Origin of the sequence: Sulfuricystis thermophila, from assembly GCF_004323595.1 — a bacterium.
Lineage (GTDB): Bacteria > Pseudomonadota > Gammaproteobacteria > Burkholderiales > Rhodocyclaceae > Sulfuricystis > Sulfuricystis thermophila.
Genome location: NZ_AP019373.1, coordinates 1,543,597 through 1,568,877, shown reverse-complemented (window position 1 = coordinate 1,568,877; position 25,281 = coordinate 1,543,597). Strand labels below are relative to the sequence as shown.

The 25,281-nt window shown below is 60.4% G+C and carries 27 protein-coding genes, 2 tRNA genes and 1 pseudogene; 15 read left to right on the top strand and 15 right to left on the bottom strand.

Annotation, left to right across the window (positions count from 1 at the left end; genetic code table 11):
• The first annotated feature begins 242 nt into the window (after positions 1–242).
• The gene (locus tag M52SOB_RS07875) at positions 243–2,210 is read left to right on the top strand and encodes a sigma-54-dependent Fis family transcriptional regulator (RefSeq protein WP_131111343.1); all 1,968 of its coding nucleotides are present in this window, start codon (positions 243–245) and stop codon (positions 2,208–2,210) included.
• Between the two features lie 53 nt (positions 2,211–2,263).
• Here M52SOB_RS07875 and M52SOB_RS07870 read toward each other — a convergent pair whose 3' ends face one another.
• The 4 genes from M52SOB_RS07870 to M52SOB_RS07855 all read right to left on the bottom strand — a co-directional run bounded on the left by M52SOB_RS07870 (position 2,264) and on the right by M52SOB_RS07855 (position 6,498).
• Positions 2,264–3,505 (bottom strand): cytochrome-c peroxidase, encoded by a 1,242-nt coding sequence (locus M52SOB_RS07870; RefSeq protein ID WP_131111342.1) that lies wholly within the window; start codon positions 3,503–3,505, stop codon positions 2,264–2,266.
• The gene (locus M52SOB_RS07865; protein WP_172601788.1) at positions 3,496–4,098 is read right to left on the bottom strand and encodes an SCO family protein; all 603 of its coding nucleotides are present in this window, start codon (positions 4,096–4,098) and stop codon (positions 3,496–3,498) included. Before M52SOB_RS07865 ends, M52SOB_RS07870 begins: the two co-directional genes overlap by 10 nt.
• Before the next feature lie 161 nt (positions 4,099–4,259).
• Positions 4,260–5,633 carry a methanethiol oxidase gene (gene mtoX / locus M52SOB_RS07860; protein ID WP_284155034.1) on the bottom strand — a complete coding sequence of 458 codons (1,374 nt, stop codon included), beginning with the start codon at positions 5,631–5,633 and terminating at the stop codon, positions 4,260–4,262.
• Positions 5,634–6,048: 415 nt separating this feature from the next.
• Positions 6,049–6,498, bottom strand: a complete 450-nt coding sequence (locus tag M52SOB_RS07855; RefSeq protein ID WP_131111340.1) for a copper chaperone PCu(A)C — start codon at positions 6,496–6,498, stop codon at positions 6,049–6,051.
• Between the two features lie 286 nt (positions 6,499–6,784).
• Here M52SOB_RS07855 and istA point away from each other — a divergent pair.
• From istA to M52SOB_RS07840, 3 genes and pseudogenes are all read left to right on the top strand, one after another.
• Positions 6,785–8,326 (top strand): annotated as a pseudogene (gene istA / locus M52SOB_RS07850) (IS21 family transposase); the annotation flags it as partial.
• A 21-nt stretch (positions 8,327–8,347) separates the two neighbouring features.
• Positions 8,348–9,082, top strand: coding sequence for an IS21-like element helper ATPase IstB (istB, locus tag M52SOB_RS07845; RefSeq protein ID WP_131111338.1), 735 nt, complete (start codon positions 8,348–8,350; stop codon positions 9,080–9,082).
• 417 nt (positions 9,083–9,499) lie between these two features.
• On the top strand, positions 9,500–9,742 hold the full coding sequence (locus M52SOB_RS07840) for a transposase (protein ID WP_131111337.1): 243 nt from the start codon (positions 9,500–9,502) through the stop codon (positions 9,740–9,742).
• 113 nt (positions 9,743–9,855) lie between these two features.
• Here M52SOB_RS07840 and M52SOB_RS07835 read toward each other — a convergent pair whose 3' ends face one another.
• From M52SOB_RS07835 to M52SOB_RS07785, 11 genes are all read right to left on the bottom strand, one after another.
• Positions 9,856–10,221, bottom strand: coding sequence for a hypothetical protein (locus tag M52SOB_RS07835; RefSeq protein ID WP_172601787.1), 366 nt, complete (start codon positions 10,219–10,221; stop codon positions 9,856–9,858).
• A gap of 554 nt (positions 10,222–10,775) precedes the next feature.
• Positions 10,776–11,564, bottom strand: coding sequence for a hypothetical protein (locus tag M52SOB_RS07830; RefSeq protein ID WP_131111335.1), 789 nt, complete (start codon positions 11,562–11,564; stop codon positions 10,776–10,778).
• Complete coding sequence (locus M52SOB_RS07825; RefSeq protein ID WP_131111334.1) at positions 11,561–12,295, bottom strand: hypothetical protein; 735 nt, start codon at positions 12,293–12,295, stop codon at positions 11,561–11,563. Before M52SOB_RS07825 ends, M52SOB_RS07830 begins: the two co-directional genes overlap by 4 nt.
• A 16-nt stretch (positions 12,296–12,311) precedes the next feature.
• A complete protein-coding gene (locus M52SOB_RS07820) occupies positions 12,312–12,626 on the bottom strand; it encodes a hypothetical protein (RefSeq protein WP_131111333.1) in 315 nt (104 codons plus the stop codon).
• 441 nt (positions 12,627–13,067) lie between these two features.
• The gene (locus M52SOB_RS07815; protein ID WP_131111332.1) at positions 13,068–13,934 is read right to left on the bottom strand and encodes a hypothetical protein; all 867 of its coding nucleotides are present in this window, start codon (positions 13,932–13,934) and stop codon (positions 13,068–13,070) included.
• Positions 13,921–14,802 carry a helicase RepA family protein gene (locus M52SOB_RS07810; RefSeq protein ID WP_131111331.1) on the bottom strand — a complete coding sequence of 294 codons (882 nt, stop codon included), beginning with the start codon at positions 14,800–14,802 and terminating at the stop codon, positions 13,921–13,923. Before M52SOB_RS07810 ends, M52SOB_RS07815 begins: the two co-directional genes overlap by 14 nt.
• Positions 14,799–15,083, bottom strand: a complete 285-nt coding sequence (locus M52SOB_RS07805; RefSeq protein ID WP_131111330.1) for a hypothetical protein — start codon at positions 15,081–15,083, stop codon at positions 14,799–14,801. Before M52SOB_RS07805 ends, M52SOB_RS07810 begins: the two co-directional genes overlap by 4 nt.
• 84 nt (positions 15,084–15,167) lie before the next feature.
• Entirely contained in the window at positions 15,168–15,500 is a 333-nt protein-coding gene (locus M52SOB_RS07800; protein ID WP_131111329.1) for a hypothetical protein, read from the bottom strand.
• 277 nt (positions 15,501–15,777) lie between these two features.
• A tRNA-Cys gene (locus M52SOB_RS07795) sits at positions 15,778–15,851 on the bottom strand.
• A 64-nt stretch (positions 15,852–15,915) separates the two neighbouring features.
• A tRNA-Gly gene (locus tag M52SOB_RS07790) sits at positions 15,916–15,991 on the bottom strand.
• Positions 15,992–16,049: 58 nt separating this feature from the next.
• Positions 16,050–16,856, bottom strand: coding sequence for an inositol monophosphatase family protein (locus M52SOB_RS07785; protein WP_131111328.1), 807 nt, complete (start codon positions 16,854–16,856; stop codon positions 16,050–16,052).
• A 27-nt stretch (positions 16,857–16,883) separates the two neighbouring features.
• Between M52SOB_RS07785 and M52SOB_RS07780 the strand changes: the two genes are divergently transcribed.
• From M52SOB_RS07780 to iscX, 11 genes are all read left to right on the top strand, one after another.
• Positions 16,884–17,675 carry an RNA methyltransferase gene (locus M52SOB_RS07780; protein WP_284155033.1) on the top strand — a complete coding sequence of 264 codons (792 nt, stop codon included), beginning with the start codon at positions 16,884–16,886 and terminating at the stop codon, positions 17,673–17,675.
• An 83-nt stretch (positions 17,676–17,758) separates the two neighbouring features.
• A complete protein-coding gene (cysE, locus tag M52SOB_RS07775; protein WP_131111326.1) occupies positions 17,759–18,511 on the top strand; it encodes a serine O-acetyltransferase in 753 nt (250 codons plus the stop codon).
• Between the two features lie 92 nt (positions 18,512–18,603).
• Positions 18,604–19,092, top strand: coding sequence for a Fe-S cluster assembly transcriptional regulator IscR (gene iscR / locus M52SOB_RS07770; RefSeq protein ID WP_131111325.1), 489 nt, complete (start codon positions 18,604–18,606; stop codon positions 19,090–19,092).
• 11 nt (positions 19,093–19,103) lie between these two features.
• On the top strand, positions 19,104–20,279 hold the full coding sequence (locus M52SOB_RS07765) for a cysteine desulfurase family protein (protein ID WP_131111324.1): 1,176 nt from the start codon (positions 19,104–19,106) through the stop codon (positions 20,277–20,279).
• Between the two features lie 16 nt (positions 20,280–20,295).
• Positions 20,296–21,510 (top strand): IscS subfamily cysteine desulfurase, encoded by a 1,215-nt coding sequence (locus M52SOB_RS07760; protein WP_131111323.1) that lies wholly within the window; start codon positions 20,296–20,298, stop codon positions 21,508–21,510.
• Positions 21,511–21,525: 15 nt separating this feature from the next.
• Positions 21,526–21,909: a Fe-S cluster assembly scaffold IscU gene (gene iscU, locus M52SOB_RS07755; protein WP_131111322.1), complete on the top strand. Its 384-nt coding sequence runs from the start codon at positions 21,526–21,528 to the stop codon at positions 21,907–21,909.
• A 4-nt stretch (positions 21,910–21,913) separates the two neighbouring features.
• Positions 21,914–22,240: an iron-sulfur cluster assembly protein IscA gene (iscA, locus tag M52SOB_RS07750; protein WP_126445700.1), complete on the top strand. Its 327-nt coding sequence runs from the start codon at positions 21,914–21,916 to the stop codon at positions 22,238–22,240.
• Positions 22,237–22,773, top strand: a complete 537-nt coding sequence (hscB, locus tag M52SOB_RS07745; RefSeq protein ID WP_131111321.1) for a Fe-S protein assembly co-chaperone HscB — start codon at positions 22,237–22,239, stop codon at positions 22,771–22,773. The genes iscA and hscB overlap by 4 nt, the downstream gene beginning before the upstream one ends.
• A 21-nt stretch (positions 22,774–22,794) precedes the next feature.
• Positions 22,795–24,666 carry a Fe-S protein assembly chaperone HscA gene (gene hscA, locus M52SOB_RS07740; protein ID WP_131111320.1) on the top strand — a complete coding sequence of 624 codons (1,872 nt, stop codon included), beginning with the start codon at positions 22,795–22,797 and terminating at the stop codon, positions 24,664–24,666.
• Positions 24,663–25,010 carry an ISC system 2Fe-2S type ferredoxin gene (gene fdx, locus M52SOB_RS07735; protein ID WP_131111319.1) on the top strand — a complete coding sequence of 116 codons (348 nt, stop codon included), beginning with the start codon at positions 24,663–24,665 and terminating at the stop codon, positions 25,008–25,010. Before hscA ends, fdx begins: the two co-directional genes overlap by 4 nt.
• Positions 25,007–25,201 (top strand): Fe-S cluster assembly protein IscX, encoded by a 195-nt coding sequence (gene iscX / locus M52SOB_RS07730; protein ID WP_131111318.1) that lies wholly within the window; start codon positions 25,007–25,009, stop codon positions 25,199–25,201. The genes fdx and iscX overlap by 4 nt, the downstream gene beginning before the upstream one ends.
• Positions 25,202–25,281: the final 80 nt, after the last annotated feature.

The window sequence follows — 25,281 nt, the reverse complement described above, 5'->3', positions numbered from 1 at the left end:
CCTCTTGTGCTTTCATTGGTCCAATGGCTAGTACAAGCAAAAAAAACGCCGATTTTGCGAAGGCATAAGAAATTCTGTCTTCAAAAAGGGTTCCTTGCCGAGTGCCAAGGCTGGGTGCTCCACCTGCGAGACAGAGTGTCATGGCAGGGACACTTTTGGGTAGTAACTAAGGAACAGATCCGTCTCCAACGCGACAATGTACGTGGTCTAGAATTTGCTGCACATGAGGAGGTTTGGTTGCGATGGAACGGGGACAGGTCTTGGAGCATGTTCATCTGGTAAACGCGGTTGTCAGCTCGCAGGGTCCGTTGGAAATGGCGACAATGGCCCCGGTCATCGTTCGCTCTTGGAGGCGTTGTTACAACGATTTTGGTCTGGATCCGGCCGACCATCAGCAACCTCCAGTCGTTAACGGAACTGAGCTTCACGCCCGGCAGGAGCAGTTGAAGGGCCTGCGCGACATCGCGCAGGGTGAGATGGTCAGCCTATATCAGCAGTTGGCCGGCTCTGGCTTCTCTGTGCTCTTGACCGACGCGGATGGCGTGATTCTCGACCTACTGGGGGATCCATCGTTCACCGACAGCGCCGCCGACTGCGGCATGATGGAAGGAGCCGTCTGGAGCGAGCGTCATCAGGGTACAAACGGTATGGGTACCTGCGCCATTGAGCGGCGTCCTGTCTCGGTGCACCACAACGAGCACTATCTGTTCCGAAACATCGGCCTGACTTGCTCCGCGGCTCCCATCTTCGCCCACGATGGAAGCCTGTTGGCGGTCTTGGATGCGTCGAGTTATTCGCATTTGGGACAGCAGCATACTCTCGTGCTGGTCAACATGTCGGCGCAGATGATCGAAAACAGATTTTTCCTGTATCAGTTTGGCGACCAATTCGCGCTGCGCTTTCACAGCCGGCCCGAGTTCATTTGGACATTATGGGAGGGACTGCTGGCTTTGGCGGAAGACGGCCAGATTATTGCTGCAAATCGCAGCGCCCTTTTTCAATTGGGGCTCAAGGAGTCCCGCGACGTCGTGGGCCGGAATGTCGAGGAGTTGTTCGACGTCAGCGTAAACACGCTCTTTGGGAAAAGGGGCCAGGCGTGGCTTAGTCCGTTGCCCCTGTATGAAGCAGGCAAAGGCAAGCGTTTCTTTGGATTGCTCAGGCTGCCCGAACGCCGGCTCACTTCTACACCGGTATTCGTCAGGCGGTTTTCGGCGCCGGAAGGGGATACGAGCGGGCGGTATGGGATCGAGCTTTACCAAATGGAATTCGGGGATCCGACCATGCAATACAACATACGCTGCGCACGCCGCATAGTGGGGAAAGATATCCCCGTTCTGCTGACGGGTGAGACGGGTACTGGGAAAGAGTGGTTCGCGCTGGCAATCCATGCCGAAGGACTCGGCCCGGAGAAGCCCTTTGTCGCGGTGAACTGCGCGGCGATTCCGGAATCGCTGATCGAAAGCGAGCTGTTCGGCTATAAAGCGGGTGCGTTTACCGGAGCCGTGCGCGACGGGCGTCGGGGCAAAATCGTCCAGGCCAATGGCGGCACGCTATTTTTGGACGAAATTGGTGACATGCCACTGCCGCTGCAAGCCCGCCTCCTGCGGGTGCTCGAGACGCGGGAGGTAGTTCCTCTTGGCGGGGAGACCCCTCTCCGTGTGGATATCAAGGTCATCAGCGCAACCCATCGAAATCTCAGGGAGTTGGTTGCAGAGGGCAGATTTCGGGAGGATCTCTATTACCGTCTCGCCGGCTTGATGCTAAATTTGCCTCCGTTGCGTCAGCGCCAGGACAAGCAAGCCCTGATTTGGCATCTGCTGCGCATGGAATGCCGCGACCGTGAACCGGTGCAGTTGAGCGAGGCTGCGCTGCGTTGCCTGGAGGCTTATTCCTGGCCTGGCAACATTCGGCAGTTGCGCAATGTCCTGCGTACATGTCTAGCATTGTGTGACGGCAAAGTCATCGACGTTGCCGATCTGCCGATCGAGATCCGGGGTGAACAACGATTGACCAAAAAAGGGTCTTCTGCGGGAAACCTCCAAGAGGCTGATATGACTGCCCTGGAACAGGCGGAGAGGGATGCCATTCTTGACCAGCTGGAGCGTTGTCGCTGGAACGTTACCGTCGCTGCGCGCAGTTTGGGCATCAGCCGCAACACGCTTTACCGCAAGATGAGACAACTGGGTATCCAGGGGCGCACGGAGACGTGATCGACAGTTCAAGTGATGCTCGGAACCCATCACTCGTGTCGTCCAAAGGACGCTCAAGGATGCTGCTGAGCCTGATCGAGGAAGTCGTCTGCAGGATCCTTCTGCAGCAATGGCAAGTTCACAGGCGCTGCCCGGGCGTCCTGCGCCAATGCATCGATGTTGTTACCAGTCAACGTCTTGAGAAAAGCCACAAGGTCGGCTTTTTCCCCCGGGCTGAGATGCAGTGGGGCCAAAAGGGGCGACTTGTATTCGTTGTCGATGCCACCTTTGTCGTATAACTCGACAACGGCCTCCAGTGTGGCAAACGAACCATCGTGCATGTAAGGAGCGGTCAGGGCGACATTGCGTAGCGAGGGTGTCTTATAGGCCCAACGATCCTTGGGGTTGAGAGTCACCTCATAGCGCCCGACGTCCGGCTGGGGCGGTTCGAAGGACTGCAACAGCTCCCCCTTGACATCAACGGTGACCCCTGGAGCGAGCTGCACCTTGTAACTTGCACGCTCGGGGTACATGCTGCGCTCCCATCCGACCCCTGTATTGTGGAACTTGTTATCGGTAAAGAGCGCCGCCTTCTCCCCGACTAGGTGACATGTGGCACAGCGCCCCTTGCCCACGAAAATCATAAAACCTTGCTGTTCCTGAACATTCAACGCTGTCTTGTCGCCGCTGTAATACCATTGATCAAAGCGTGAGTTAGCCGACAGCAAGGTACGTTGATAGGCTGCCAGTGCCTGCCCGATCCGTTCTGCGGTAGCCGGGCCACCAAACGCCCGCTGAAATAGGCTGCCATACTCGGGCAGGCGACGGACCTTTTCCACCACATAGCCAACCGACGGCATGGCCATTTCCGTCCTGTTCAAAAGAGGACCCCATACCTGCGCTTCCAGATGAAGCTCGCGACCGTCGTGGAACAGCGTTTTCTGGTACGCCACGTTGTACAGGCTGGGCGCATTGCGGCGCAAACTCCGGCCCTCGGCGCCAATCGCCGTACCAAGTTCGTTTGAGGTAAATCCCTGCTCCGGCACATGACACATGGCGCAGGACATGGTGTTGTTGTGGGAAAGGCGACGATCCATAAACAACCGCCGACCGAGATCGACTTTCTCTTCGGTGAGAGGATTGTCGGCGGGAACCGGCAAGGCCGGCAGGCCCAACGGTGGGATCGGTGCCAAAGCGCCCGCCAGCGCCAGATTGCAAACCAGGGTAACGGCGAACAGTGCCAAAAGCGTTCTGCCAAGCTCTGACACTCTCATCCTGCTGCAGTGCCTTCGTATGGCTCTGTCTTTCATCTCCATCCGTCTTCCATGAGGAGGGTGATGACATCGTTGTACACCATGTCCGGGTTGAGGTAGGTCGTCGTATAGATCTCGCGCACCCAATGCCGAGCATCTATCAGAAACACCTTGACAACGTGGCTGTATGTACCCAGGTGCGCCTTGGTCACCGGATCCACTTCGAGGAACACATCCTGGCCAAAGTCATCCAGAATTGGCACGAGATCGCGCGGACCCGCCGTCGTCAGGAAACACCATTCGACTGGGTGGTCAGGACTTGAGTGCTCACCCGCATAAAGACGTAGCATTTCGGGTGTGTCACGCATGGGGTCGAACGAAAGACTCACCAATCGGACGCGGTTGCGCGCTTTCGGCTCCCGCGCCAAACGCTCGCGTAAACCATGGAATACCGCATAAACGTACGGACAACCCTGCGGGTCGGCACAGGTGCTGTAAATGAAGGAAAGCAAGGTTACCTTGGCACCGGTGAATTCCGTAAGCTTGTGCGAGATACCTTCAGTATCCAGGACACTGCCATCACCCGCCCTCATGATGTGCTGAAGTTCATAGCTACCGGGCGCTGGAAGCAAACCCCTTGTGCTGTGGTCTGCCACTTTATCCTCCGCCTTCGTCTCCGCGGCGAAAAGCAGCGCTGTCTGGAAGAAAAGCCAAAATCCGAATGAGAGTCCCACTATCGCAAGGCGACAACGCCCGCCCCCCGGAAGGGGACGGGACATTGCCATCAAGGCCGACTTACCCATCACGATGGAACGGATTACTCTGCCAAGGTCAGCTTGGCGTATTCATGCTCCCCTGCGTCGGCATGAAGAGGCCGGAGTCGGCTCATGTCGCGCGCCTGAAATTTCATATGGTGAGCTCGCCCGAGTTTCTCCTTGTAGAAGTCAATCGCAAAGCCAAGCTTGAGTTCCTTTCCGTCCCAGTAATACATCTTGAGAAATTGCTCGTCGTCCTGTCCCTTTTTGTCCCAGTTCGCGAGCAAAGACGAGGTGAAGTAAATGCGCTTGCCGTCATAGCTTTGCGAGACCATATTGACCTGCGAACCGATTTTCTTTTTGTACACCTCTATAGGTTTCATTGGGTCCGAGAAATCCCAATAGCGCGTGGTGCCATCCATGAATGTGTTGATCCACATGCCCTTTCCGTCGCTTGTGATGGAAATATCAACGGGCAATGGAATTTCGCTCGGGTTGCCAATAGTGCCCACCTCATGTGCTTGCCACTCTCCCTTCTCATCCTGTGTATACACCCAGATCTTTGAAGTCAGCGCGGCCGTCGTTACAGCAAAATCCTTGCCGCCCCCCCAGTTCCAACGAGCTTCCAGAGGTGCTCCGGGTGTGTTAAAGATCTTGAGCGGTATCAGCGTCTTGTAGTCCCACATGACCGAAGTACTGCCAAACCGCTTCATGGCCTCTTGGTCTTTCACCAGTTTCCCAAGATCCATCATGTAATTATTCCATCCAGTGAAGGAAGTGGATAACATGACGCTTTTCCTGGGGTTGATTGCCACGTCGTAGTTGTAGCCGTCGCCCTTGACGCCGTTCATTTCGCTCGTGGGAATCCAGACGGTTTTGACGTATTCACCCTTGTTGTTGTAGATCACATGAGCGGTTTCCCCACCATGATCCTTGTTATTCGACAGCCCGGTGATGATCATTCGGCCAGGGATCGCATAGAAGGTGTGAGGACCGACGACGCCACCTGATTTTTCGACGAAATCGGTGATGATCTTCACCAGTCTTGGCTTGGCTGGGTCCGTGTGAATGTCAAAAATAAAAATTTTGCTGGTATCCAGACCACCGCCCCACAGATACCTTCGATCATCGGACAAGCCTAGGTGGTGGGCTTCGTTGCGCCCACCCACGGAGAGGGTGTGTATAACCTTGCCGAAGGTTTTCGATTTTGGATTCACGTCAACGGTGACCAGCTTGTCAGAGCCGTCGCCTACGCCTTCCACCCCCAGTGTCCAGACATAAACGAAGTCCTCCTGCCCCTTGATCAGGGGGGTGAAAGGAGAACAACTGGTTTCGTCGGCGTGAGCTGCCGGTGGCTGAAACGCCAACGCCATCGCCATCGCCGCGGTGAGGACCGCTTTCAAGCCTCTCGTGAATCGGTAGTTCTTGCTCATCATCTGTCTCCTCCGTTGTTATGAACATGGTTTCGTGCTGAGCACAACGCAGCGGTTTCCTGCCGCAAGTGGCGGACGCTTGTCTTCGCACATCAGCTTTGCATCGTTGATCAGCAAAGCTCGTGCCACAAACGATAATTCATTATTCATCAGAGCGTTAAATCGCCTCTCTGGCTTTGCAGCGTGGCCTAGCTGTGACAATCGGATCAACACCTGTGACAATTTGTCGCAGCAATATCCCCTGCTCACGCGAAGAGTAGATCATGGCTGGGAACAGGAGGGTCCGACCCGCTTCGCCAGCGCTGAGCAGTTGTTTGCTCAGGACCGTTTCATATGAAAGAGCAAGCGGGAAAAGGCCAAACCCCAGATGTTCATGAGAATGGCGTCGGCCGCGCTGGCCTGCCACCCCAATGCTGTTTCAGTGGTGGTGATGGCCGTGGGCTTCACCCAGTGGCTTGACTTGTGCGTTGACTTCGATTTCCTGCTTGCCTTCCCTCGTTTCCACGACCAAGGTCAAAGGTACGCTGTCACCCACCTTGACTTGGCTTTTAAGGCCCAAAAGCATGATGTGGTAGCCGCTGGGGGTGAGGGCCACTGGTTTGCCTGCCGGCAGATCCAACCCGGGGATGGCGCGCATTTTCATGACAACACCTTCCATTTTCATTTCGTGGATCTCCACGGTCCTGGCCACGGGCGACCGCGCAGCCACCAGTCGCGCATCCTCTTTGGCTGTGAGTTCCAGGAAGGCGCCGGTGGCGTTCTGCGCCGGCACCGAGGCGCGGACCCAAGGGTCCTTGACTTCCACCTGAGCGAGGACGCTGCTGGTGACAAAGGTGGTCAGGACGGTCATTAGGGTGAGATGGTTCATGTATCCTCCTTGCGTGACTAAAGGCTTTTCATGATGCCACAGTGGCACAGAATCCGGGCTGTGCGTATTCCGACGCAACGTGACCGCTGATTCCGAAAAAGTGTGACCGCTGATTCCGAGGGCGTGACCGCGAATTCCGAAATAGTCGTGACCGATTTGGCCGAATTGTCGGAACGGCCGGTCACGATGTCGGAATCGCCGGTTACGGTGTCGGAATGGAAATGCGGGTGTGTGGCAACGACGTTTGAGAAGCCGCTACTCTCCCGAGCTTTTTGCGAGGGACGGGATGGCGGCAGAACGGATTGCCATGCACAAGATCAAGGAGCTGTTGCGGCTCAAGTACGAATGCGCGCTGTCTTTCGAGCAGATCGCTCGGGCGCTGAAGGTTTCCAAGGGCGTCGTCGCCAAGTACGTGAAGGCGGCGGAAGTGGTCGGTCTGGACTGGGGGCAGATCAAGGATCTGGATGAGGACGCGCTGGAGCGCCGTCTGAATCTGCGCCGGGGACGCGGCGCTGCCAGCGACCATGTGGTCCCGGACTTTGCCCGCGTCCATCAGGAACTGAAGAACAAGAGCGTCACGCTGGCGCTGCTCTGGGAGGAGTACCGCCAGGGGTACCCTGATGCTGCCTACCAGTACTCGCGCTTTTGCGACCTCTACCGGGCCTTCGCCCGGAGCCTGAAGCGCTCGATGCGGCAGATCCACCGGGCCGGCGAGAAGTTGTTCGCCGACTATGCCGGTGACACCGTGCCGGTCATCGACCCCGCCACGGGCGAGATTTGCCGCGCCCAGATCTTCGTCGCCGTGCTCGGTGCCTCGAACTACACCTATGCCTGCGCCACGGCGGCGCAGACCCAGGCCGACTGGCTGGGCGCCCTGGGCCGGGCGCTCGCCTTCATCGGCGGCGTCCCCGAACTGATCGTTCCCGACAACCCGCGGGCGATGATCGGCGAGGCCAATCGCTACGAGCCGGAACCGCAGCGGGCGGTGGCGGAATTCGCCGCCCATTACGGCACCGCCGTGCTGCCGGCGCGTCCCTATCGTCCGCAGGACAAGGCCAAGGTCGAAGTCGGCGTGCAGATCGTGCAGCGCTGGATCCTCGCCCGGCTGCGGCATCGGTGCTTCTTCTCGCTGGCGGAACTGAACGCCGCCATCGCCGACCTGGTCGAGGACCTCAATGGCCGGCCGTTCAAGAAGCTGCCCGGCTGCCGCCGGGACGCCTTCGAGTCCATCGACCGCCCGGCCCTGCGCCCGTTGCCGGCCATTCCCTTCCAGTACGCCCAGTGGAAGAAGGCCCGCGCCAACATCGACTATCACGTCGAAGTCGACGGCCATTACTACAGCGTGCCCCACACCCTGGTCCGGCAGGAGATCGAGATCCGCCTGACCGCCAGCAGCGTTGAATGCTTCTTCAAGGGCAAGCGGGTGGCGGCCCATGCGCGCAATCCGCGCCATGGCGCCCACAGCACCGTCCCGGAGCACATGCCCGCGTCGCACCGGGCCCACGCCGAATGGACACCGGGCCGGATGCTCAACTGGGCCGCGACCGTGGGACCGGCGACGACGGAAATCGTGCGCTACCAGCTCGAGTCGCGGCCGCATCCGGAACAGGGCTACCGCGCCTGCCTGGGCGTCATGCGCCTGGCCAGGACCTATGGCAAGGAACGACTGGAAGCCGCCTGCACTCGGGCCGTCACCCTGGGCGCGCGCCGCTACAAGTCGGTCGCCTCGATCCTCAAGGCCGGCCTCGACCGCCAACCGCTGCCTGACACCCAAGCGGAACTGACCCTGCCGTCGCACGGTAACGTGCGCGGTTCCTCGTACTACCACTGACCTCAACCCAGGAGACCTATGCTCACCCACCACAGCCTCACCCAACTCAAGACCCTGCGCCTGGATGGCATGGCCCGTGCCCTCGAGGAGCAATTGGCCCAGCCCGGCGCGGCGGCGCTGTCCTTCGAGGAGCGCATCGCCCTGATCATCGACCGGGAGATGTCGTTCCGCGACTCCAAACGCCTCACCCGCCTGCTCAAGCAGGCCAAGCTCAAGGTCGGCAGCGCCTGCCTCGAGGATGTCGATTACCGCCCCGGGCGCGGCCTGGAGAAAAAACTCCTCGCTTCGCTCGGCGGCGGCGACTGGATCCGCCATCACCAGAACTGCCTGATCACCGGCTCCACCGGCAGCGGCAAGACCTGGCTCGCCTGCGCGCTCGGCAACGCTGCCTGCCGGCAGGGCTTCTCGGTGTTGTATGTCCGCCTGCCGCGGCTCTTCGAGGAACTGCGCATCGCCCACGGCGACGGCAGCTTCACGCGTCGCCTCTCAGCGCTGGCGAAGACCGACCTATTGCTGATCGACGATTGGGGATTGGCGCCGCCGTCGGCGGCGGAACGCTCCGACTTGCTCGAGGTGCTCGACGACCGCGTCGGCACGCGCTCGACCATCATCACCAGCCAGCTACCCGTCGAGCATTGGCACGAGTATCTCGGCGAGCCGACGCTCGCCGACGCCATCCTCGATCGCATTCTGCATGCCTCGCACCGGCTCAAGCTGACTGGCGACTCGATGCGCAAGGCGAGAAGGACGTGATGCCAGTGCGCCAAACACAGGTTCCCCACAGGCGACCGCCCGCCAGCGTTAGAGGCGCGCTGGCGGTCGCCTATGGACAACCCTGCCACGGAGCATCGTGACCGGTCGAGGTAGAATTTGAACACCACGCATCCGCGCTTCCCCAGCGGTCACGTTCATCGGTGCGGTCGGTCACGTTCGTCGGAATGCGCACGGGCTGCGACCAATTTGTACATTGCACGCGACCTGGGAAGTGACTCCATCAAAAACTGGACAGGCACTGCACGAATTGGCAAAAAATGTGACGAAAGTTCTGCGAAACCCGTGAACGATTTTGCTTCTGTCATGTATGAAGGATGAATCGTTCGCGGAGGTGAAAGAAATGGAAGCAAGCTTAACCGTCAAATCGGCTTTGGCGACGACCTGCTGGCAGGGCGGGTGTCTGGCGATCATTGGCTGCTCAAGATCAAGCGGCTGATCGACTGGTCGGCTTTTGAGTTGCCGCTGGGCAGTCTCTACAGCCATACTGGCCGTCCCTTGCACCCACCGTTGGTCATGTTCAAGATGCTGCTGCTCGAACAGTGGTGCTATCTGTGGGATGCCGAGGTCGAAGCCCAGACGCGCGTGATTGAAGCAATCATCAGAACGAGAAAGGGGAGGAATCGTTTCATGGCGACCTAAAACTAGGTGGTGGTTTCACGTCCCTAGAGGCTTTCGAAGCCATGCCACAAATGGCCCTGCATCACAAAAAACCCGCTCGAAGGCGGGATGATCAGATCATGCTGGATTGGCTACTACAGACGGCCGATATATCTGCCGAGCATATAGGCGAATGAGCTCCTATCTGGTGCGCGGGCGTGACAGACCGGACATACCGATATGATCTTGGTGCCTTGAAATAGCCGATTGATGAGGATGCCAATGATGATCGTCAGTAACCCATGAAGGAAGACGCCAAGCATCATGGCGATGATTCCACCCAGGATGATCAGGAACCCAATGAGGCCCATCAGCGTGTAGGGGTCTGGCGCTGTGATGGTGACATAGGGCTGATGACATTTTGGACATTCATATCGGTTATCTTGGGTAGCCTTTGCCTCTGTGTGATCATCGACTTCTGGTTGTCCTGGATAATTAAGCATTTTCATGGCGTTATCCATGATATCGGTCTGGAAGGAATAGGTGGAATGCGCTGCGTAGTTGGCATATCTATCAGTTTCGCTTAGTCAAGTCAATTCACATAACATAATGATGTCTTTCGACGCCAGATAGCAGCCGACTAAAACTATCGGGATTTTTATAAAGTCGACAGTAGACAGTGGAAGGTCGACAGTTGACTTTATAAAGTCGAATTTCCAATCCCCTTCATGCTCGCCACCCGCCGCTAGCAAGCACGCCGTCAAGCGCAGCGAGACGGGAGGGGTGTCGGGGCGCAGCCCTGACCAGGGGGTCGAACACGCGAAGGCTTGCCAAAGCGTGGGGACAGGCCCTTACCCTGCACCATTCATATGGATTGGCCGCCTGATCGAAAATCAATGCATCTCACCCCAGATCACTTGGGATCATGGCGCTTGTCGTGAAATCCTCGCAAAGGAAGTGATTTTGCAAGCAATAAGATGAAGGTGGATGACAACCCATGACACGGGCACAACGCCGATGAAGATGTAAGATCGGAGAGGATGGGGGTGCCATGTGGCTATGGCACCCACCAGCCTCAGCGAATGGCATCGATAAGCCAGGTCGCCCCCGCAAATAATGCAATCAAAATCCATCCCAAGTTACTGGCGATGGCGTACCACAAGGGCGTGTACCTATTGCGAAGGGTCACCAATATGGAGCTAGCTGACGCCGAAATCACAAACATCCCGAAGCCAAGCCATGGTCTGGTATGAAGTAAGCTAAGAGTGCCCAGGTAATAGGCGCCCATGATAGCCAACGTGAATACCAATATCGGAATACCCCAATTTACAACTGTGTCCAGGGCAAGCGCCTCCGCAGCAGCTTCACGGGCAATCAAAGACGCCTTATTCCGTGCCAAGCTCTCGACGCTCCTCTCAAACTCACCCTGAGCCTGCTTGAACGCCTGGTTCACCTTGATCAAACCGCTCTCTACACCACTCTGGGCGGAATAACCCAACTCCCGCGAGAGTAGCTGGATCGATTCCTTAACCTCTTTCCCGGCATTGCGCACGTTCTGAGCGGCATGATCGGCCAGCTTATGAGCGTCGTCAGCCAACTGGTTCATTGCGCCATCGACACGCTCGGCCAGTTTGAGCAGCGCATCCCTCGATTTCGATACCTGAGCCGCCATCTCATTGCCATACGCCTCGACGCGCTCGGCAGCCTCGATGGTCTCGCGAGCACTGGCTGAGCTCGCCGCCGCCAACGCCACGATTTCCCAGACCGGATCGTTGGCGTCCAGCTTCCGGTCAGCCGCAAGCCGTAACGCCTCTTCCCTCACTTCACCGGGCAACGAGCGCAAAACCGAATCGCGAATGTTCATTTGTCTTCTCCTTCAATGTCCATGATCGGGGCCAGAGCCTTGCGGGCATTGTCTAGCCATCGTTTAAGGGAAATGACGGTATGTAAGGTGATGCCGGGCGGGCGCGTGCGGACGATGGCCGAATAGGGCATTTCGAGCCGCAAGACCTGGTTGAACGCCTCGGCGGGACGCAGGGCCGGGAAAACCGCCTCATGCGCCACGCAATCGTCCTTGATCCCATACCAGGCCGTGTCCTCAGGACGGGCGTCGAACTCCGGGAACAGCACCATGCGGTCTCCCGGGTGCACGACACTCATCAATCCACTGGTGAAGCTCTTCTGCAGCATCTGGGCAGCAGGCACGCTCTTGCCAACCGAATATACGACTCGCATCTTGAACCCCAACGCTTCGGCGACATCACGCAGAATCTCGGCCTGGCCGTCGAGCGTCTCAGACGCATTCGCCGGCAAATTGATCACTACCCGATCGATCTGGGGTCGGGCTTCGAGCCAGTTCGAGAAACGGGCGATGGAAGCCTCGGCGTCCGACGGGTCGTTCAGACGAAGAGCCGCAGCATAAATCCCCTCGGCATCGAGAAACCTGCGGCCAACGTCATTGTTCGACTCGTCACCATCAACGACAGCGAGACAGTGGCCCCGCTCCTGCAACCAGTCAGTCATGACGCTAGCGACAACGGACTTCCCGACACCCCCCTTGTCGCCGTGGGAGAAATAGAGCACCTTGTGGTTCATGTCACCGCTCCTTTCATCAAATACGAGGCAGTTCACGCTTGTTGGAGCTCAGGGCAGGCATGCTCCCGACCGCACTCTCTGTGCGGCGGGTAACAGGCTTATAGAGTCCCTTTTCCGCCGCTTTCTTCGCCTGGTGGTAGGCGTTGCTCAGTAGCCGACCTGCGTTTTTGCCATTGGGATCGATGCCGAGATCGTATTCCCGCAAGGCATAAACGATCTCGCGCCACGCCCAGCCGTTGTTGCGGGCCTTCTCGATCTGAGGAAGCAGCTGACACAATTTCACGGTGCGACGGTCGGAAACAGTTGTCGCCATTTCAGCAAGGGTTTTCATAGAGGATCTCCTTTAAGTAACACCTGCGCTCACTCGCAGTAACTTATAAGGAGCAAAGCGGAAAAACCGCATGAAAGCTTGAAACGACGGCTAAAGCGCCTTCGGCCCGGATGGGGTGGAGCAATGGAATCCCCGTTGCTTTCACGGGTAGAAATGAATGCTGGCAAAGGTGGGCCAGGCAATAAAGGAAGCCGCTGCTCCTACCCTCCGCGCCGCAGCGAAGCAAGGGCGTTGGGGCAGTGATACGTCAACAGCGAGAGATTCTTCGTCAGAGAGATTCTTCGTCAGAGAGAAAATCTTTTGATCGACGAGAGAGAATCATAGAGAGATAAATCGCCTTCGTTTCACTCAGGCGCGGATGGGTGGGAGCAAGGTAATTCCTTTTGCTCCTCCCCTCCGAGCCTGAGCGAAGCGAAGGCGCTGAGCACCTGACAGGCGCCATCACGGGCGACAGGCAGGTGCTCCTGAAGATGCACCTGAAGTGCATCTGAACGTGTACCTGCTACCGCCGGGCGTTTGCTCCATGCCACCGGGCGTTTGCTCCATGCCGCCGGGCGTTTGCTCCAGGCGCCGCACCCGCTCGCCGTCGAGCAGCACCCCGACCGCCGCCAGCCCGCCCGCGTCCGCCCGCAGCTCGCGCCGCTTGTCCCACAGTGCCTGTCCGCCGACCTCGCCGGCTGCGGCGGCGATGAGCGTGTCGAGCCTCCATCCGCCTGCCGGGGCGGTCTTGTGACTGAGCACGTGCCGGGCGACAGCCTGACTTATGCCGTGCTGCAAGCGTGCAATCGGCGCCGGGTCGTAGCCGACCCAGGCATCGCGGGCAATCAGCTTGCATAGCGCTTTTCCAAGTTCCACCCGCCATAGTTCCCGCTCTCCCCCGCGCAGCGGGTTGTGGCGAGTAATGGGCGAGCCGTCGGCACGCAGGGCGGTGTCGATATGATCGACAAGGCCGCCAATGCAAGCGATTTCCTGCGGTTCCTTGATCTGGATCGTCGCCTCGCGCAACTCCCGGGCGATTTTCTCGAGCTGTTCGCCACCAAGCCGGCATGCCCGGCGCACGCGCGCGGGATCGACAAGCAGCTTGATCCGTCCGTCGTTCATGTCGACGCGGCGTTCTGCGTGGTAGCAAATCGCGTCCATTACGTCGGCATGCGACTGTCCAAGGCGGCCGGTAATAATGAGCCGGCCCCAGGGGGTCGCGATTTCCACATCGCGCAGAGGGCGCGGCCTGCGCGTCGGCTGAAACAGCCGTAGCCGATGTTCGCGCGCTGTCGCGGTCGGCAGGGCGGGGCGATCAAAAGTCTGCATAGTCATCCTCCTTCGCCTTCGTCTGCCGCTCCTTGCTTGCTTGCTGCTGCTTCTGAGGCTTCATTACTCCGTCATACTTCATGAGCACGCCGCCCGCCTCGCGCCGCAACCAGACATCCTCTAGCGGCGGGCAGTAATTGGCCTTGCTTACGCCATAGCGCACAAAATGTCGTCGCATTTCTTCTTCAATCCCGAAGGTTTTCGCTTCTTCCACCGTGCACGTTTGCAGAAAAGCTACCCAACGGGCTTCGTCGACGAAAACGCTACTGCCTCGCGCCGATTGCTGTTTGTCGCCTTCACCGGCTAGCGCTGCGGTTTTGTTCGTATGATGAAGAAATACGATCGCCGCGCCGGTTTGCCCGGCGATGTGCTCCAGCTTGCGCATTACTTTCGAAGCATCTCCGCGATCATTCTCGTCGCCGGTATGCCAGCGCGACAGCGTGTCGATAATGACAAGCCGCGCTCCAGTTGCGGCTTCCAAGATTCGACGGGCGGTTTGACCGTCGTCGAGCAGATTGCCGACTTCGCCATAAGTCGGAATGATCGACACATAGTTGGCGAATTCCGCGCGTTCGGCTGACGTTAAATGCTGTGCGAGCGCGTGCACGCGTTGATGCAATACCGGTGCAGGGTCCTCGGCGGCCAGTATTACGACTTTTCCGCACCGTAGTTCATCAAAATACAAGCCGAGAAAGTCTTTGCCGACTGCGACCAGCAGCGCCGCCTCAAGCGCGAGCCACGATTTCCCTGTTGCTCCTGGGGCCACAATCGAGCCGACCGTGCCGACCACCAGTCCGGGCAGCACAAAGTCGAGTTGCGGCGGTTCGGTTTCTATGCAATGCGCGATACTGAGGGCTTGCCATGTCATACCGCACCCCTTTCCTTGCGCGGACGGCCACGGCGCGGGGCCGGGGTCGGGGCCTGGGCGGGGGCGTCGGAGGGGCGGAAAGTGCGGCGGGATGCGAGCCAGTCGTTGATGTCGGCGCGCAACCAGACAAGCCGCGGATACTGCTGCAGCGGCTCCGGCAAGCCGCGCAATAGCGGATGATTGATCAAGCCGGAGCGATGCCGCGCGAACGCAACGCGCGGGATGTTTAGAGCTTGCGCGAGCTCTGTCGAGTTGATCGTGAGTTTCTGATTTGCTTCCATTTCTGCATCCTTTGCAAGATGCAGCCCGTTTGCCGGGATTTGATACCGCGCCAGTCGCGCGCGGTGGGCTGCCTGCCCGCGCGCTTAGGCGCGGCAAGCGGCAGGAAGCGGAAGCAGTCGAGGTGTTATCTCTAACCGTATGCCGTCAGCCGCCGGGGGCGGCGGCGGTGAGACGCAATGCGCGACAAGAGCTATCGCGCGCAAGGCATTGATCGTGATTAGCGCCTGCAACAGCATCGGCGCGAATACGCGCAAGCCGCGAATCGCTTTCGTATCAGCGCTGCCGCAGCGCGTCAGCGCCCTGACCATCTCGCGCGCTTCATCAAAACCGAACGCGCGGGACAGTTTTCGAAGCCAGTGCGCATTGCTGCGCGCTGCTGCGCGATTTGCTAGACGTGCTGTCGTGTCTTTTTGCATGCTGTTAGTATATTCGTACACGCAGCGCTTGTCAATGAAAACATGTAACAAATCATTATGTTACGCGATAAATAGTTATCAAGCGCGCGGGACACTGACGGGACAGTCAATGCACGTAACATAAGCGGGGAACTGGCGGAGAATGAGCGTATCGCGGGACACTGGCGGGACGCTCGGAATCGAAAGATGGCACTTATCCACAGGCTGCCGATTCCATACGCATAAAAGCAAAAAACCCGCAAAGCTCGTAGCCATGCGGGTTTTGGAGGATTTTTCTTGGAGGCGCGGGCCGGAGTCGAACCGACCTACTCGGATTTGCAATCCGGTGCATAACCGCTTTGCTACCGCGCCGTGGCCTGCAAAGATACACCAGGCTGAATCGAAAAGGGGAAAGCATGCGCTTTCCCCGGAAATCTGGAGCGGGAGACGAGTCTCGAACTCGCGACCTCAACCTTGGCAAGGTTGCGCTCTACCAACTGAGCTACTCCCGCAACGAGGGGCGCATTCTACCAACGAATCCGGCCGTGTCAACGCGTCGTCAGTGATTTTTCATGCTTTCAGCGCTGGTGTGCGATGCGGCTGGATGGCCATCAGCAGTTGATTGAAGACTTTCGGCGTGCCGGCGACGATGTTGCCGGTCTTGAGATAGTTGCCTTCACCGGCCAGATCGCTGACGAGTCCTCCGGCTTCGAGGATGAGGAGCGCGCCGGCGGCCATGTCCCAGGGCGAGAGGCCGAATTCCCAGAAACCGTCGATGCGGCCGGCGGCGAGCCAGGCGAGATCCAGCGAGGCAGAGCCAGGGCGGCGCACGCCGGCCGTGCGCCGTGTCATTTCCTTGAAGATTGCCAGATAGGGATCGACGTGCTCGAACATGCGGTAGGGGAAGCCGGTACCGACGAGTGCTTCGTCGAGCTTGGCGCAGCGGCTGACGCGGATGCGCTTGTCGTTGAGAAAGGCGCCGGCGCCCTTGCTGGCGGTGAACAGCTCATTGCGGTTCGGGTCGAAGACCACCGCATGCGTCAGCACGCCTTTGTGAACCAGCGCGATCGACACCGCGTATTGCGGAAAGCCGTGGATGAAGTTGGTGGTGCCGTCGAGCGGGTCGATGATCCACTGGTATTCGGCATCGGCGGGATGGTCGCTGTGGCCGGATTCCTCGGCGAGGATCGCGTGGCTCGGATAGACTTCGCGCAGGATTTCGATGATCGCGGCCTCGGCGGCGCGATCCACTTCGGTGACGAAATCGTTCTGCTGCTTGATGCCGACCTTGAGCTGACCGAGGTCGAGGCTGGCGCGGCCGATGATGTGGCCGGCGCGGCGGGCGGCCTTGACGGCCGTGTTGAGCATGGGATGCATGGCTTGTGGCTTGCTGGAAGTAAATGCGTGGATTCTAATCCTTCGACTCCGCTGACGCCCGATGCCTTCGGACGGGTGCATATTGTGCTGGTGCGACCCAGTCATCCGGGCAACATCGGCGCGGCGGCGCGGGCGATGAAGACGATGGGTTTCGCGCGCCTGGTGCTCGTCGCGCCGAAAGCCTTGCCCGATGCGCAGGCGGAGGCGATGGCCTCCGGCGCGACCGATGTGCTGGCGGCGGCCGAGACGGTCGCAACGCTCCCTGCTGCGCTCGCAGGCGTGACCCTCGCCTTGGCGCTGACCTCGCGGCGTCGTGATCTGGCCACGGCACCGCTGTGGGCGCGCGAGGGCGCTGCCGAACTGGCGCGACTGGCCGTGACCGGTTCTGAGGTCGCGCTGGTGTTCGGCAACGAGACCACTGGGCTCAGCAATGAAGAGCTGGCTTTTTGCAACCGCTGGGCGATGATTCCCGCCAATCCGGCCTATGCGTCGCTCAATCTCGCCGCGGCGGTGCAGGTGCTGTGCTACGAATTGCGCCTCGGCATCGAGGCGGCGCAAGGTGCCGTTTCGCCAGCGCCGACTTTCAGCCCTGTCGGCATGCCGGCGACCCATGAGGAGATCGAGGGGCTGCTCGCGCAGATCGAAGGCATGGCCGTCGCAAGCGGCTTTCTCGATCCGGAAAGGCCGGGAAGGCTGATGCTGCGCCTGCGCCGGCTATTCGCGCGTGCCGGACTGGAAAGAGAGGAGGTCAACATCCTGCGTGGACTGCTGGCTTCGTTTCAGCGACCCACTGGCAAGCGTTACCACCAAGGAGCTTGATATCCCCATCAACGAACTTAAGTTGACCGGTGTGATCGGGAATTCTAGAATTCCCCCAAAATTTATAAGGCTTCCCGGAAACCATGTTCTCCCGCCTGCGAGAAGACATTGCCTGCGTTTTCGAACGCGATCCTGCCGCCCGCTCGACCTGGGAAGTGCTGACCTGCTACCCTGGGTTCCATGCCCTGTTGATGCATCGCCTGGCCCATTGGCTGTGGCATCACGGCTTACGCTGGCTGGCGCGGTTCACTTCGCATTTCACGCGTTTTCTCACCGGGATCGAGATCCATCCCGGGGCGACGATCGGCCGCCGGGTCTTCATCGACCATGGCATGGGGGTCGTGATCGGCGAGACCGCGGTGATCGGCGATGATTGCACGCTCTACCACGGCGTGACCCTGGGTGGCACCTCATGGAACAAGGGCAAGCGCCATCCGACGCTGGAGAAGGGCGTCGTCATCGGTGCCGGCGCAAAGGTGCTCGGACCGATCACGGTCGGCGCCGGGGCGAAGATCGGCTCGAACGCCGTCGTGGTGCGTGAGGTGCCGGCGGGAGCCACGGCGGTGGGCATCCCGGCGCGCATCATCGAGCCGGGCCAGGCGCAGCTGCGGCAGGAAAAAGCCGAGAACCTGGGCTTTTCCGCCTATGCCGTGACACGCAACGAAGACGATCCGATCGCGCTGGCGATCCACGGGCTGCTCGACCATGCGGTCGAAACCGATCGTCGCATCGAGGCGCTGCTGAAATCGATCGAGCGGGCCGGCGTCTCCTTGGAGGACGACGTGGCGACGGCCGACAAGTTCGATCCGAACCGTTTGTCGAAAATCGTCGATTGAAATACTTGACTAATTTAATCGGGAACTATATCTTCCAGCCATCGGTCCGAATGACTGATATTCCGAACGCGCGATCCTGACGAGGTATTCCCATGAGACTGACGACCAAAGGACGTTTTGCCGTGACGGCGATGATCGACGTGGCCCTGCGCCAGCATGCCGGTCCCGTCACGCTGGCCGGCATTGCCGAACGCCAGAAAATTTCGCTTTCCTATCTCGAGCAGTTGTTCGGCAAGCTGCGCCGCAACCATCTGGTGGCGAGCACGCGCGGCCCTGGCGGCGGCTACACGCTGGCCAAGCCGCTCGCCGCCATCTCGGTGGCCGACATCATCAGCGCCGTCGATGAGCCGCTGGATGCCACCAATTGCGGCGGGCGGGGCAACTGTCACGACGATCATCCGTGCATGACCCACGATCTGTGGATGAGCCTGAATGCCCGCATGCACGAATACCTGAGCTCGGTGAGCCTCGACGATCTGGTGCGGCAGCAAAACGTGGCCCGCTGTGCCGACGACGTCCAGCCCGTCCGGCTTGCCAAGACCGCCGCTGGAAGACGCGCCGCGCCGCTCGCCACCGCCTGATTGCCAACGCCATGTTCGCGCCGGTCTACCTCGATCACAACGCCACGACGCCGGTCTCCCCGCGTGTGCTGGAGGCGATGCTGCCGTATTTCAGCGCCCGGCATGGCAATGCCTCGAGCCGGCACGAATACGGCCGCGCGGCGCGGCGTGCGATCGATGAGGCGCGGCAACGGGTCGCCGCTGCCATCGGCGCGCATCCGACCGAAGTGATCTTCACCAGCGGCGGCTCGGAGGCCAACAACCTGTTCATCAAGGGCGCAGCGGCCTATCTGCCCGCCGGCACCGTCGCCATCTCGGCGATCGAACACCCTTGCGTGCGCGAACCGGCCAAGGCCCTCCGCAGGCTCGGCTGGCGCGTGCGCGAGATCGCGGTCGATACGCAGTGCCGTCTCGCCAGCGCCGACTTTCAAGCAGCTCTGGCAGAGCGGCCGGCGCTGATCTCTATCATGCTGGCGAACAACGAAACCGGCGCGATCCAGCCGGTCGAGACGCTTGCGGCCCAGGCCAGGGCGGCCGGCATCGGTGTCTGGTTCCATACCGACGCGGTGCAGGCGCTGGGGAAGTTGCTGCTCGATTTTCGTGCCCTCAATGCCGCCGGCGTCCATGCCATGAGCCTTTCTGCTCACAAGCTGGGCGGGCCGAAAGGCGCGGGTGCGCTGATCGTCGACAAGCGCGTCGAGCTCGCCCCGCTGATCGATGGCGGCGGCCATGAGCGGGGCTACCGTTCCGGCACCGAGAATGTGCCGGCGATCGTCGGCTTCGGCATCGCCTGCGAGGAAGCCGTCGCCGGACTCGACGCCGCGAGGCAGCGTCTGACGGCATTGCGTGCAGAGCTCGAACGAGGCTTGGCGGAACTGGGCGCGACGATCTTCGCCTTGGCTGCCGAACGTCTGCCCAACACCGTCTATTTCGCCTTTCCCGGCATCGATGGCGAGACGCTGGTCGCCAAGCTCGACCGCGCCGGCTACGCGGTCGCCAGCGGCGCGGCCTGTTCCTCGGCGAACCCGGAGCCTTCGCATGTGCTCCTGGCGATGGGCGTCGAGCCGCGGCTTGCCCGAGGCGCCGTACGGGTCAGCCTCGGCCGGCAAAACACGGCGGACGATGTCGCGGGGTTCCTGCGTACGCTGACTGAGACCGTTTTCCAACTGCAATCCCTGACCACCGTGCACCCGCACGTGGCTGTTTGAACCGGAGATTCCCGACATGCTGAAACTGCCCATTTACCTCGACTACTCGGCGACCACCCCGGTCGACCCGCGCGTCGCGGAAAAGATGATCCCCTACCTGACGGAAAAATTCGGCAATCCTGCCTCGCGCTCCCATGCCTACGGCTGGGAGGCAGAAAAGGCCGTCGAGGAGGCGCGCGAGCAGGTGGCCGCGCTGGTCAATTGCGATCCCAAGGAAATCATCTGGACCTCCGGCGCGACCGAGTCGAACAACCTGGCGCTCAAAGGGGCGGCGCATTTCTATGCCGAAACGAAAGGCAAGCACATCCTAACCGTCGCCACCGAGCACAAGGCGGTGCTCGACACCGTCAAGGAACTCGAACGCCAGGGCTTCGAGGCCACCTATCTCACGCCGCAGGAAAACGGCCTGATCACCGTCGAGCAGTTCAAGCAGGCACTGCGCAAAGACACCGTGGTCGCCTCGGTGATGGCGGTCAACAACGAGATCGGCGTGATCCAGCCGATCGCCGAACTGGGCGAAGTCTGCCGTGCCAACGGCACGATCTTCCATGTCGATGCCGCGCAGGCGACCGGCAAGATGCCGATCGATCTGGCCAAGCTGAAAGTCGACTTGATGTCGTTCTCGGCGCACAAGACCTACGGTCCGAAAGGCATCGGCGCCTTGTTCGTGCGCAGGAAGCCGCGCGTGCGTCTGGAGGCGCAGATGCATGGCGGCGGGCACGAGCGGGGGCTGCGCTCCGGCACGCTGCCGACGCACCAGATCGTCGGCATGGGCGAAGCCTTCCGCATCGCCCGTGAGGAAATGGCGACGGAAAACGAACGCATCCGCATGCTGCGCGACCGGTTGCTCAAGGGCATCATGGACATCGAAGAGACCTACATCAACGGTGACATGGAACACCGCGTGCCGCACAACCTCAACGTCAGCTTCAACTTCGTCGAGGGCGAGTCGCTGATCATGGCGGTCAAAGACATCGCGGTCTCCAGCGGCTCGGCCTGCACCTCGGCATCATTGGAGCCTTCCTATGTGCTGCGCGCGCTCGGTCGCTCGGACGAGCTGGCGCACAGCTCGATTCGTTTCACCCTCGGCCGCTTCACCACCGAAGAGGAAATCGACTTCACGATCAAGCTCCTACATGAAAAGATCGGCAAGCTGCGCGAGCTTTCGCCCTTGTGGGAGATGCATCTGGAAGGCATCGATCTTTCCACCGTCCAGTGGGCGGCACATTGATATTGGAGAACCATCATGGCCTATAGCGAAAAAGTACTCGATCACTACGAAAACCCCCGCAACGTCGGCTCATTCCCGAAGGACGAGGAAGGTGTCGCCACCGGCATGGTCGGCGCGCCGGCCTGCGGCGACGTGATGAAGCTGCAGATCAAGGTCAACAAGGATGGCGTCATCGAAGACGCCAAGTTCAAGACCTACGGCTGCGGCTCGGCGATCGCCTCGTCGTCGCTGGTCACCGAATGGGTGAAGGGCAAGACGCTCGACGAGGCGCTGCAGATCAAGAACACCCAGATCGCCGAGGAACTGGCCTTGCCGCCGGTGAAGATCCATTGCTCGATCCTCGCCGAGGACGCGATCAAGGCGGCCGTCGCCGATTACAAGAAGAAGCACGCGGAGTGACGTCATGGCCGTGACCCTTTCCGAAGCCGCTGCCCAGCATGTCGCCCGCTTCCTCGCCAAGCGCGGCAAGGGCATCGGCATCCGTCTCGGCGTGAAGACCTCCGGTTGCTCCGGCATGGCCTACAAGCTCGAGTTCGCCGATTTGGCCGAGCCCGAGGACATCGTCTTCGAGAGCCACGGCGTCAAGGTGTTGGTCGATCCGAAGAGTCTGCCCTACCTCGACGGCACGGAACTCGATTACGCCAAGGAGGGGTTGAACGAGGGCTTCAAGTTCAACAACCCGAACGTCAAGGATCAATGCGGCTGTGGCGAGAGCTTCAACGTCAAATGATTCAGTCATTCGATCTGGGCCAAGACCACTTCGCGCTGTTCGGACTGCCGCGCACCCAGGCGCTCGATACCGAGCGGCTGGAAGCGCGCTATCGTGAGCTGCAGGCCGAGGTGCACCCGGACCGCTATGCGCATCTGTCCGACGCCGAGAAACGCCAGGCGATGCAATGGGCCTCGCGCGTCAATGAGGCCTACCTGACACTCAAGGATCCGCTCAAGCGGGCGCGCTATCTGCTCGAGCTGGCCGGCCACGATGTGCGCCTCGAGACCAATACCGCGATGCCGGTCGAGTTTCTGATGGAACAAATGGAACTGCGCGAGGCGGTGGCAGAAGCGAAGGAAAGCGGCGACATCGATGCGCTCGATGCGCTCCACCGGCGCTTGCGGCGCACGATCCGCGATGAATATGCGGCTTTGCAGGCGGCGCTCGATGGCGGCGATCGGCAACGCGCCGGCGAGCTCGTTCGCCAGCTGATGTTCCAGGAAAAACTGCTGCAGGAAATCGGCGACGCCCTGGAAGTTTTGGAAACCTGAAGCTCACTCACCAAGCACAAAATGGCACTGCTGCAAATCTCCGAGCCCGGCCAGTCAGCCGCGCCGCATGAACACCGTCTGGCGGTCGGCATCGACCTCGGCACCACCAACTCCCTCGTCGCCACCGTGAGGAGCGGCATGGCGGTCGTGCTGAACGACGAACTCGGCCGCCCGCTGCTGCCATCCATCGTGCGTTACGCGCCCGATGGCAAGGTCGAGGTCGGCTATGAGGCGCAGGCGCATCAGGCCATCGACCCCAAGAACACCATCGTTTCGGTGAAGCGCTTCATGGGGCGGGGCCTGAAGGACATCGAGCATGTCGAGAGCATGCCTTACGATTTCGTCGAGGGCGAGGGGATGGTGAAGCTTCGCACCGCGCAGGGCGTCAAGAGTCCCGTCGAAGTTTCGGCGGAAATCCTGCGCGTGTTGCGCGAACGTGCGGAACTTTCGCTCGGTGGGCAATTGACCGGAGCGGTGATCACCGTGCCCGCCTACTTCGACGACGCCCAGCGCCAGGCGACCAAGGATGCCGCGCGGCTTGCGGGTCTCAACGTGCTGCGTTTGCTCAACGAACCGACCGCGGCGGCGATCGCCTATGGCCTCGACAATGGTTCCGAAGGCATCTATGCGGTGTATGACCTCGGCGGCGGCACCTTCGACATCTCGATCCTCAAGCTGTCGAAGGGCGTCTTCCAGGTGCTCGCCACCGGCGGCGATTCCGCGCTGGGCGGCGACGATTTCGATCACCGCGTGTTCTGCTGGATCATCGAGCAGGCGAAGCTCGCGCCACTGTCGCACGAGGATGCGCGTCTGCTCCTGATGCGGGCGCGCGAGGCCAAGGAGTTTTTGACGCTCAATGGCGAAGCGCCGATCACCGCCCGGCTGTCGTCAGGCGAATTCGTCGATCTGAAGCTGACCTCGGAAACCTTCACCGAGATCACCCGCACGCTGGTGCAAAAGACGTTGGGACCGACGCGAAAAGCGTTGCGCGATGCCGGACTGTCGGTCGACGACGTGAAAGGCGTGGTGATGGTCGGCGGCGCGACGCGCATGCCGCAGATCCAGAAGGCGGTCGAGGATTTCTTCGGCTGCGAGCCGCTCAACAATCTCGACCCGGACAAGGTCGTCGCCCTGGGTGCGGCGACCCAGGCGAATCTGCTGGCGGGCAATCGTGCCGCGGGCGACGACTGGCTGCTGCTCGACGTGATCCCGCTCTCGCTGGGGCTCGAGACGATGGGGGGCTTGGTCGAGAAGATCATCCCGCGCAATTCGACGATTCCGGTGGCGCGCGCCCAGGATTTCACCACCTTCAAGGACGGCCAGACCGCGATGGCGCTGCACGTCGTGCAGGGCGAACGTGAGCTCGTTTCCGACTGCCGCAGTCTGGCGCGCTTCGAACTGCGTGGCATTCCGCCGATGGTGGCGGGCGCGGCGCGCATCCGCGTCACCTTCCAGGTCGATGCCGATGGCCTGCTGTCGGTGACGGCGCGCGAGCAGACCACCGGCGTCGAGTCACACATCGAGGTAAAACCCTCCTATGGGCTGACCGACGACGAGATCGCGGCGATGCTCAAGGATGGTTTCGCCCATGCGGCCGACGACGCCTTCCGCCGCGCCTTGCGCGAAGCGCAGGTCGAAGCGCAGCGGCTCGTCGAGGCGGTGCAGTCGGCGCTGAAGGAAGATGCCCATCTGCTCTCCGAGGCGGAACGCGCACACATCGACAACTGCTTGACGAAACTGCAAAGCGTGCTGGTTGGCGACGACCGGCGCGCGATCGATGCGGCGATGGATGCGCTCTCCAAAGCCACCGAGGAATTCGCCGCGCGGCGCATGAATCAGGGCGTGCAGCGCGCGCTGGCCGGCAAGAAAATCGAAGAGATGGAACAGCTATGACTCAAATCGTCGTTCTGCCCCACGAAGAGCTTTGCCCCGCCGGCGCGGTCATCGAAGCAGAACCGGGAACCTCGATCTGCGAGGCGCTGCTCGCCAACGAAATCGAGATCGAGCATGCCTGCGAAATGTCCTGCGCCTGCACGACCTGCCATGTGATCGTGCGCGAAGGCTATGAGTCGCTGGAACCGCCCGATGAGCTCGAAGAAGACATGCTCGACAAGGCCTGGGGGCTGACGCCGACTTCGAGGCTCTCCTGTCAGGCGATGGTCGCCGAGACACCGCTAGTGGTCGAAATTCCGAAATACACGATCAACATGGTCAAGGAAGGAGGCGGACGCAAATGAAATGGACCGACAGTCTCGAGATCGCCATTCAGCTCGCCGAACGTCATCCCGACGTCGATCCGACCAAGATCAACTTCGTCGATCTGATGCGCTGGGTGATGGAGTTGCCGGGTTTCGAGGAGGATGAGCGCCACTGCGGCGAGAAGAAGTTGGAGGCCATCCAGCAGGCCTGGATAGAAGAGGTCGATTAACGTGAAATACAAAGCAAAAAGTGCGCCGCCTTTCGTTTCCTTGACGGCAGCCTACCTTCGCAGCGCAAGCCGCGCTGATA

Coding starts and splice junctions, on each gene's coding strand:
- M52SOB_RS07875 (WP_131111343.1), top strand. CDS start 243: ATGGAACGGGGACAGGTCTTGGAGCATGTTCATCTGGTAAACGCGGTT.
- M52SOB_RS07870 (WP_131111342.1), bottom strand. CDS start 3,505: ATGGAGATGAAAGACAGAGCCATACGAAGGCACTGCAGCAGGATGAGA.
- mtoX (WP_284155034.1), bottom strand. CDS start 5,633: ATGATGAGCAAGAACTACCGATTCACGAGAGGCTTGAAAGCGGTCCTC.
- M52SOB_RS07855 (WP_131111340.1), bottom strand. CDS start 6,498: ATGAACCATCTCACCCTAATGACCGTCCTGACCACCTTTGTCACCAGC.
- istB (WP_131111338.1), top strand. CDS start 8,348: ATGCTCACCCACCACAGCCTCACCCAACTCAAGACCCTGCGCCTGGAT.
- M52SOB_RS07835 (WP_172601787.1), bottom strand. CDS start 10,221: ATGGATAACGCCATGAAAATGCTTAATTATCCAGGACAACCAGAAGTC.
- M52SOB_RS07830 (WP_131111335.1), bottom strand. CDS start 11,564: ATGAACATTCGCGATTCGGTTTTGCGCTCGTTGCCCGGTGAAGTGAGG.
- M52SOB_RS07825 (WP_131111334.1), bottom strand. CDS start 12,295: ATGAACCACAAGGTGCTCTATTTCTCCCACGGCGACAAGGGGGGTGTC.
- M52SOB_RS07820 (WP_131111333.1), bottom strand. CDS start 12,626: ATGAAAACCCTTGCTGAAATGGCGACAACTGTTTCCGACCGTCGCACC.
- M52SOB_RS07815 (WP_131111332.1), bottom strand. CDS start 13,934: ATGCAGACTTTTGATCGCCCCGCCCTGCCGACCGCGACAGCGCGCGAA.
- M52SOB_RS07810 (WP_131111331.1), bottom strand. CDS start 14,802: ATGACATGGCAAGCCCTCAGTATCGCGCATTGCATAGAAACCGAACCG.
- M52SOB_RS07805 (WP_131111330.1), bottom strand. CDS start 15,083: ATGGAAGCAAATCAGAAACTCACGATCAACTCGACAGAGCTCGCGCAA.
- M52SOB_RS07800 (WP_131111329.1), bottom strand. CDS start 15,500: ATGCAAAAAGACACGACAGCACGTCTAGCAAATCGCGCAGCAGCGCGC.
- M52SOB_RS07785 (WP_131111328.1), bottom strand. CDS start 16,856: ATGCATCCCATGCTCAACACGGCCGTCAAGGCCGCCCGCCGCGCCGGC.
- cysE (WP_131111326.1), top strand. CDS start 17,759: ATGTTCTCCCGCCTGCGAGAAGACATTGCCTGCGTTTTCGAACGCGAT.
- iscR (WP_131111325.1), top strand. CDS start 18,604: ATGAGACTGACGACCAAAGGACGTTTTGCCGTGACGGCGATGATCGAC.
- M52SOB_RS07765 (WP_131111324.1), top strand. CDS start 19,104: ATGTTCGCGCCGGTCTACCTCGATCACAACGCCACGACGCCGGTCTCC.
- M52SOB_RS07760 (WP_131111323.1), top strand. CDS start 20,296: ATGCTGAAACTGCCCATTTACCTCGACTACTCGGCGACCACCCCGGTC.
- iscU (WP_131111322.1), top strand. CDS start 21,526: ATGGCCTATAGCGAAAAAGTACTCGATCACTACGAAAACCCCCGCAAC.
- iscA (WP_126445700.1), top strand. CDS start 21,914: ATGGCCGTGACCCTTTCCGAAGCCGCTGCCCAGCATGTCGCCCGCTTC.
- hscB (WP_131111321.1), top strand. CDS start 22,237: ATGATTCAGTCATTCGATCTGGGCCAAGACCACTTCGCGCTGTTCGGA.
- hscA (WP_131111320.1), top strand. CDS start 22,795: ATGGCACTGCTGCAAATCTCCGAGCCCGGCCAGTCAGCCGCGCCGCAT.
- fdx (WP_131111319.1), top strand. CDS start 24,663: ATGACTCAAATCGTCGTTCTGCCCCACGAAGAGCTTTGCCCCGCCGGC.
- iscX (WP_131111318.1), top strand. CDS start 25,007: ATGAAATGGACCGACAGTCTCGAGATCGCCATTCAGCTCGCCGAACGT.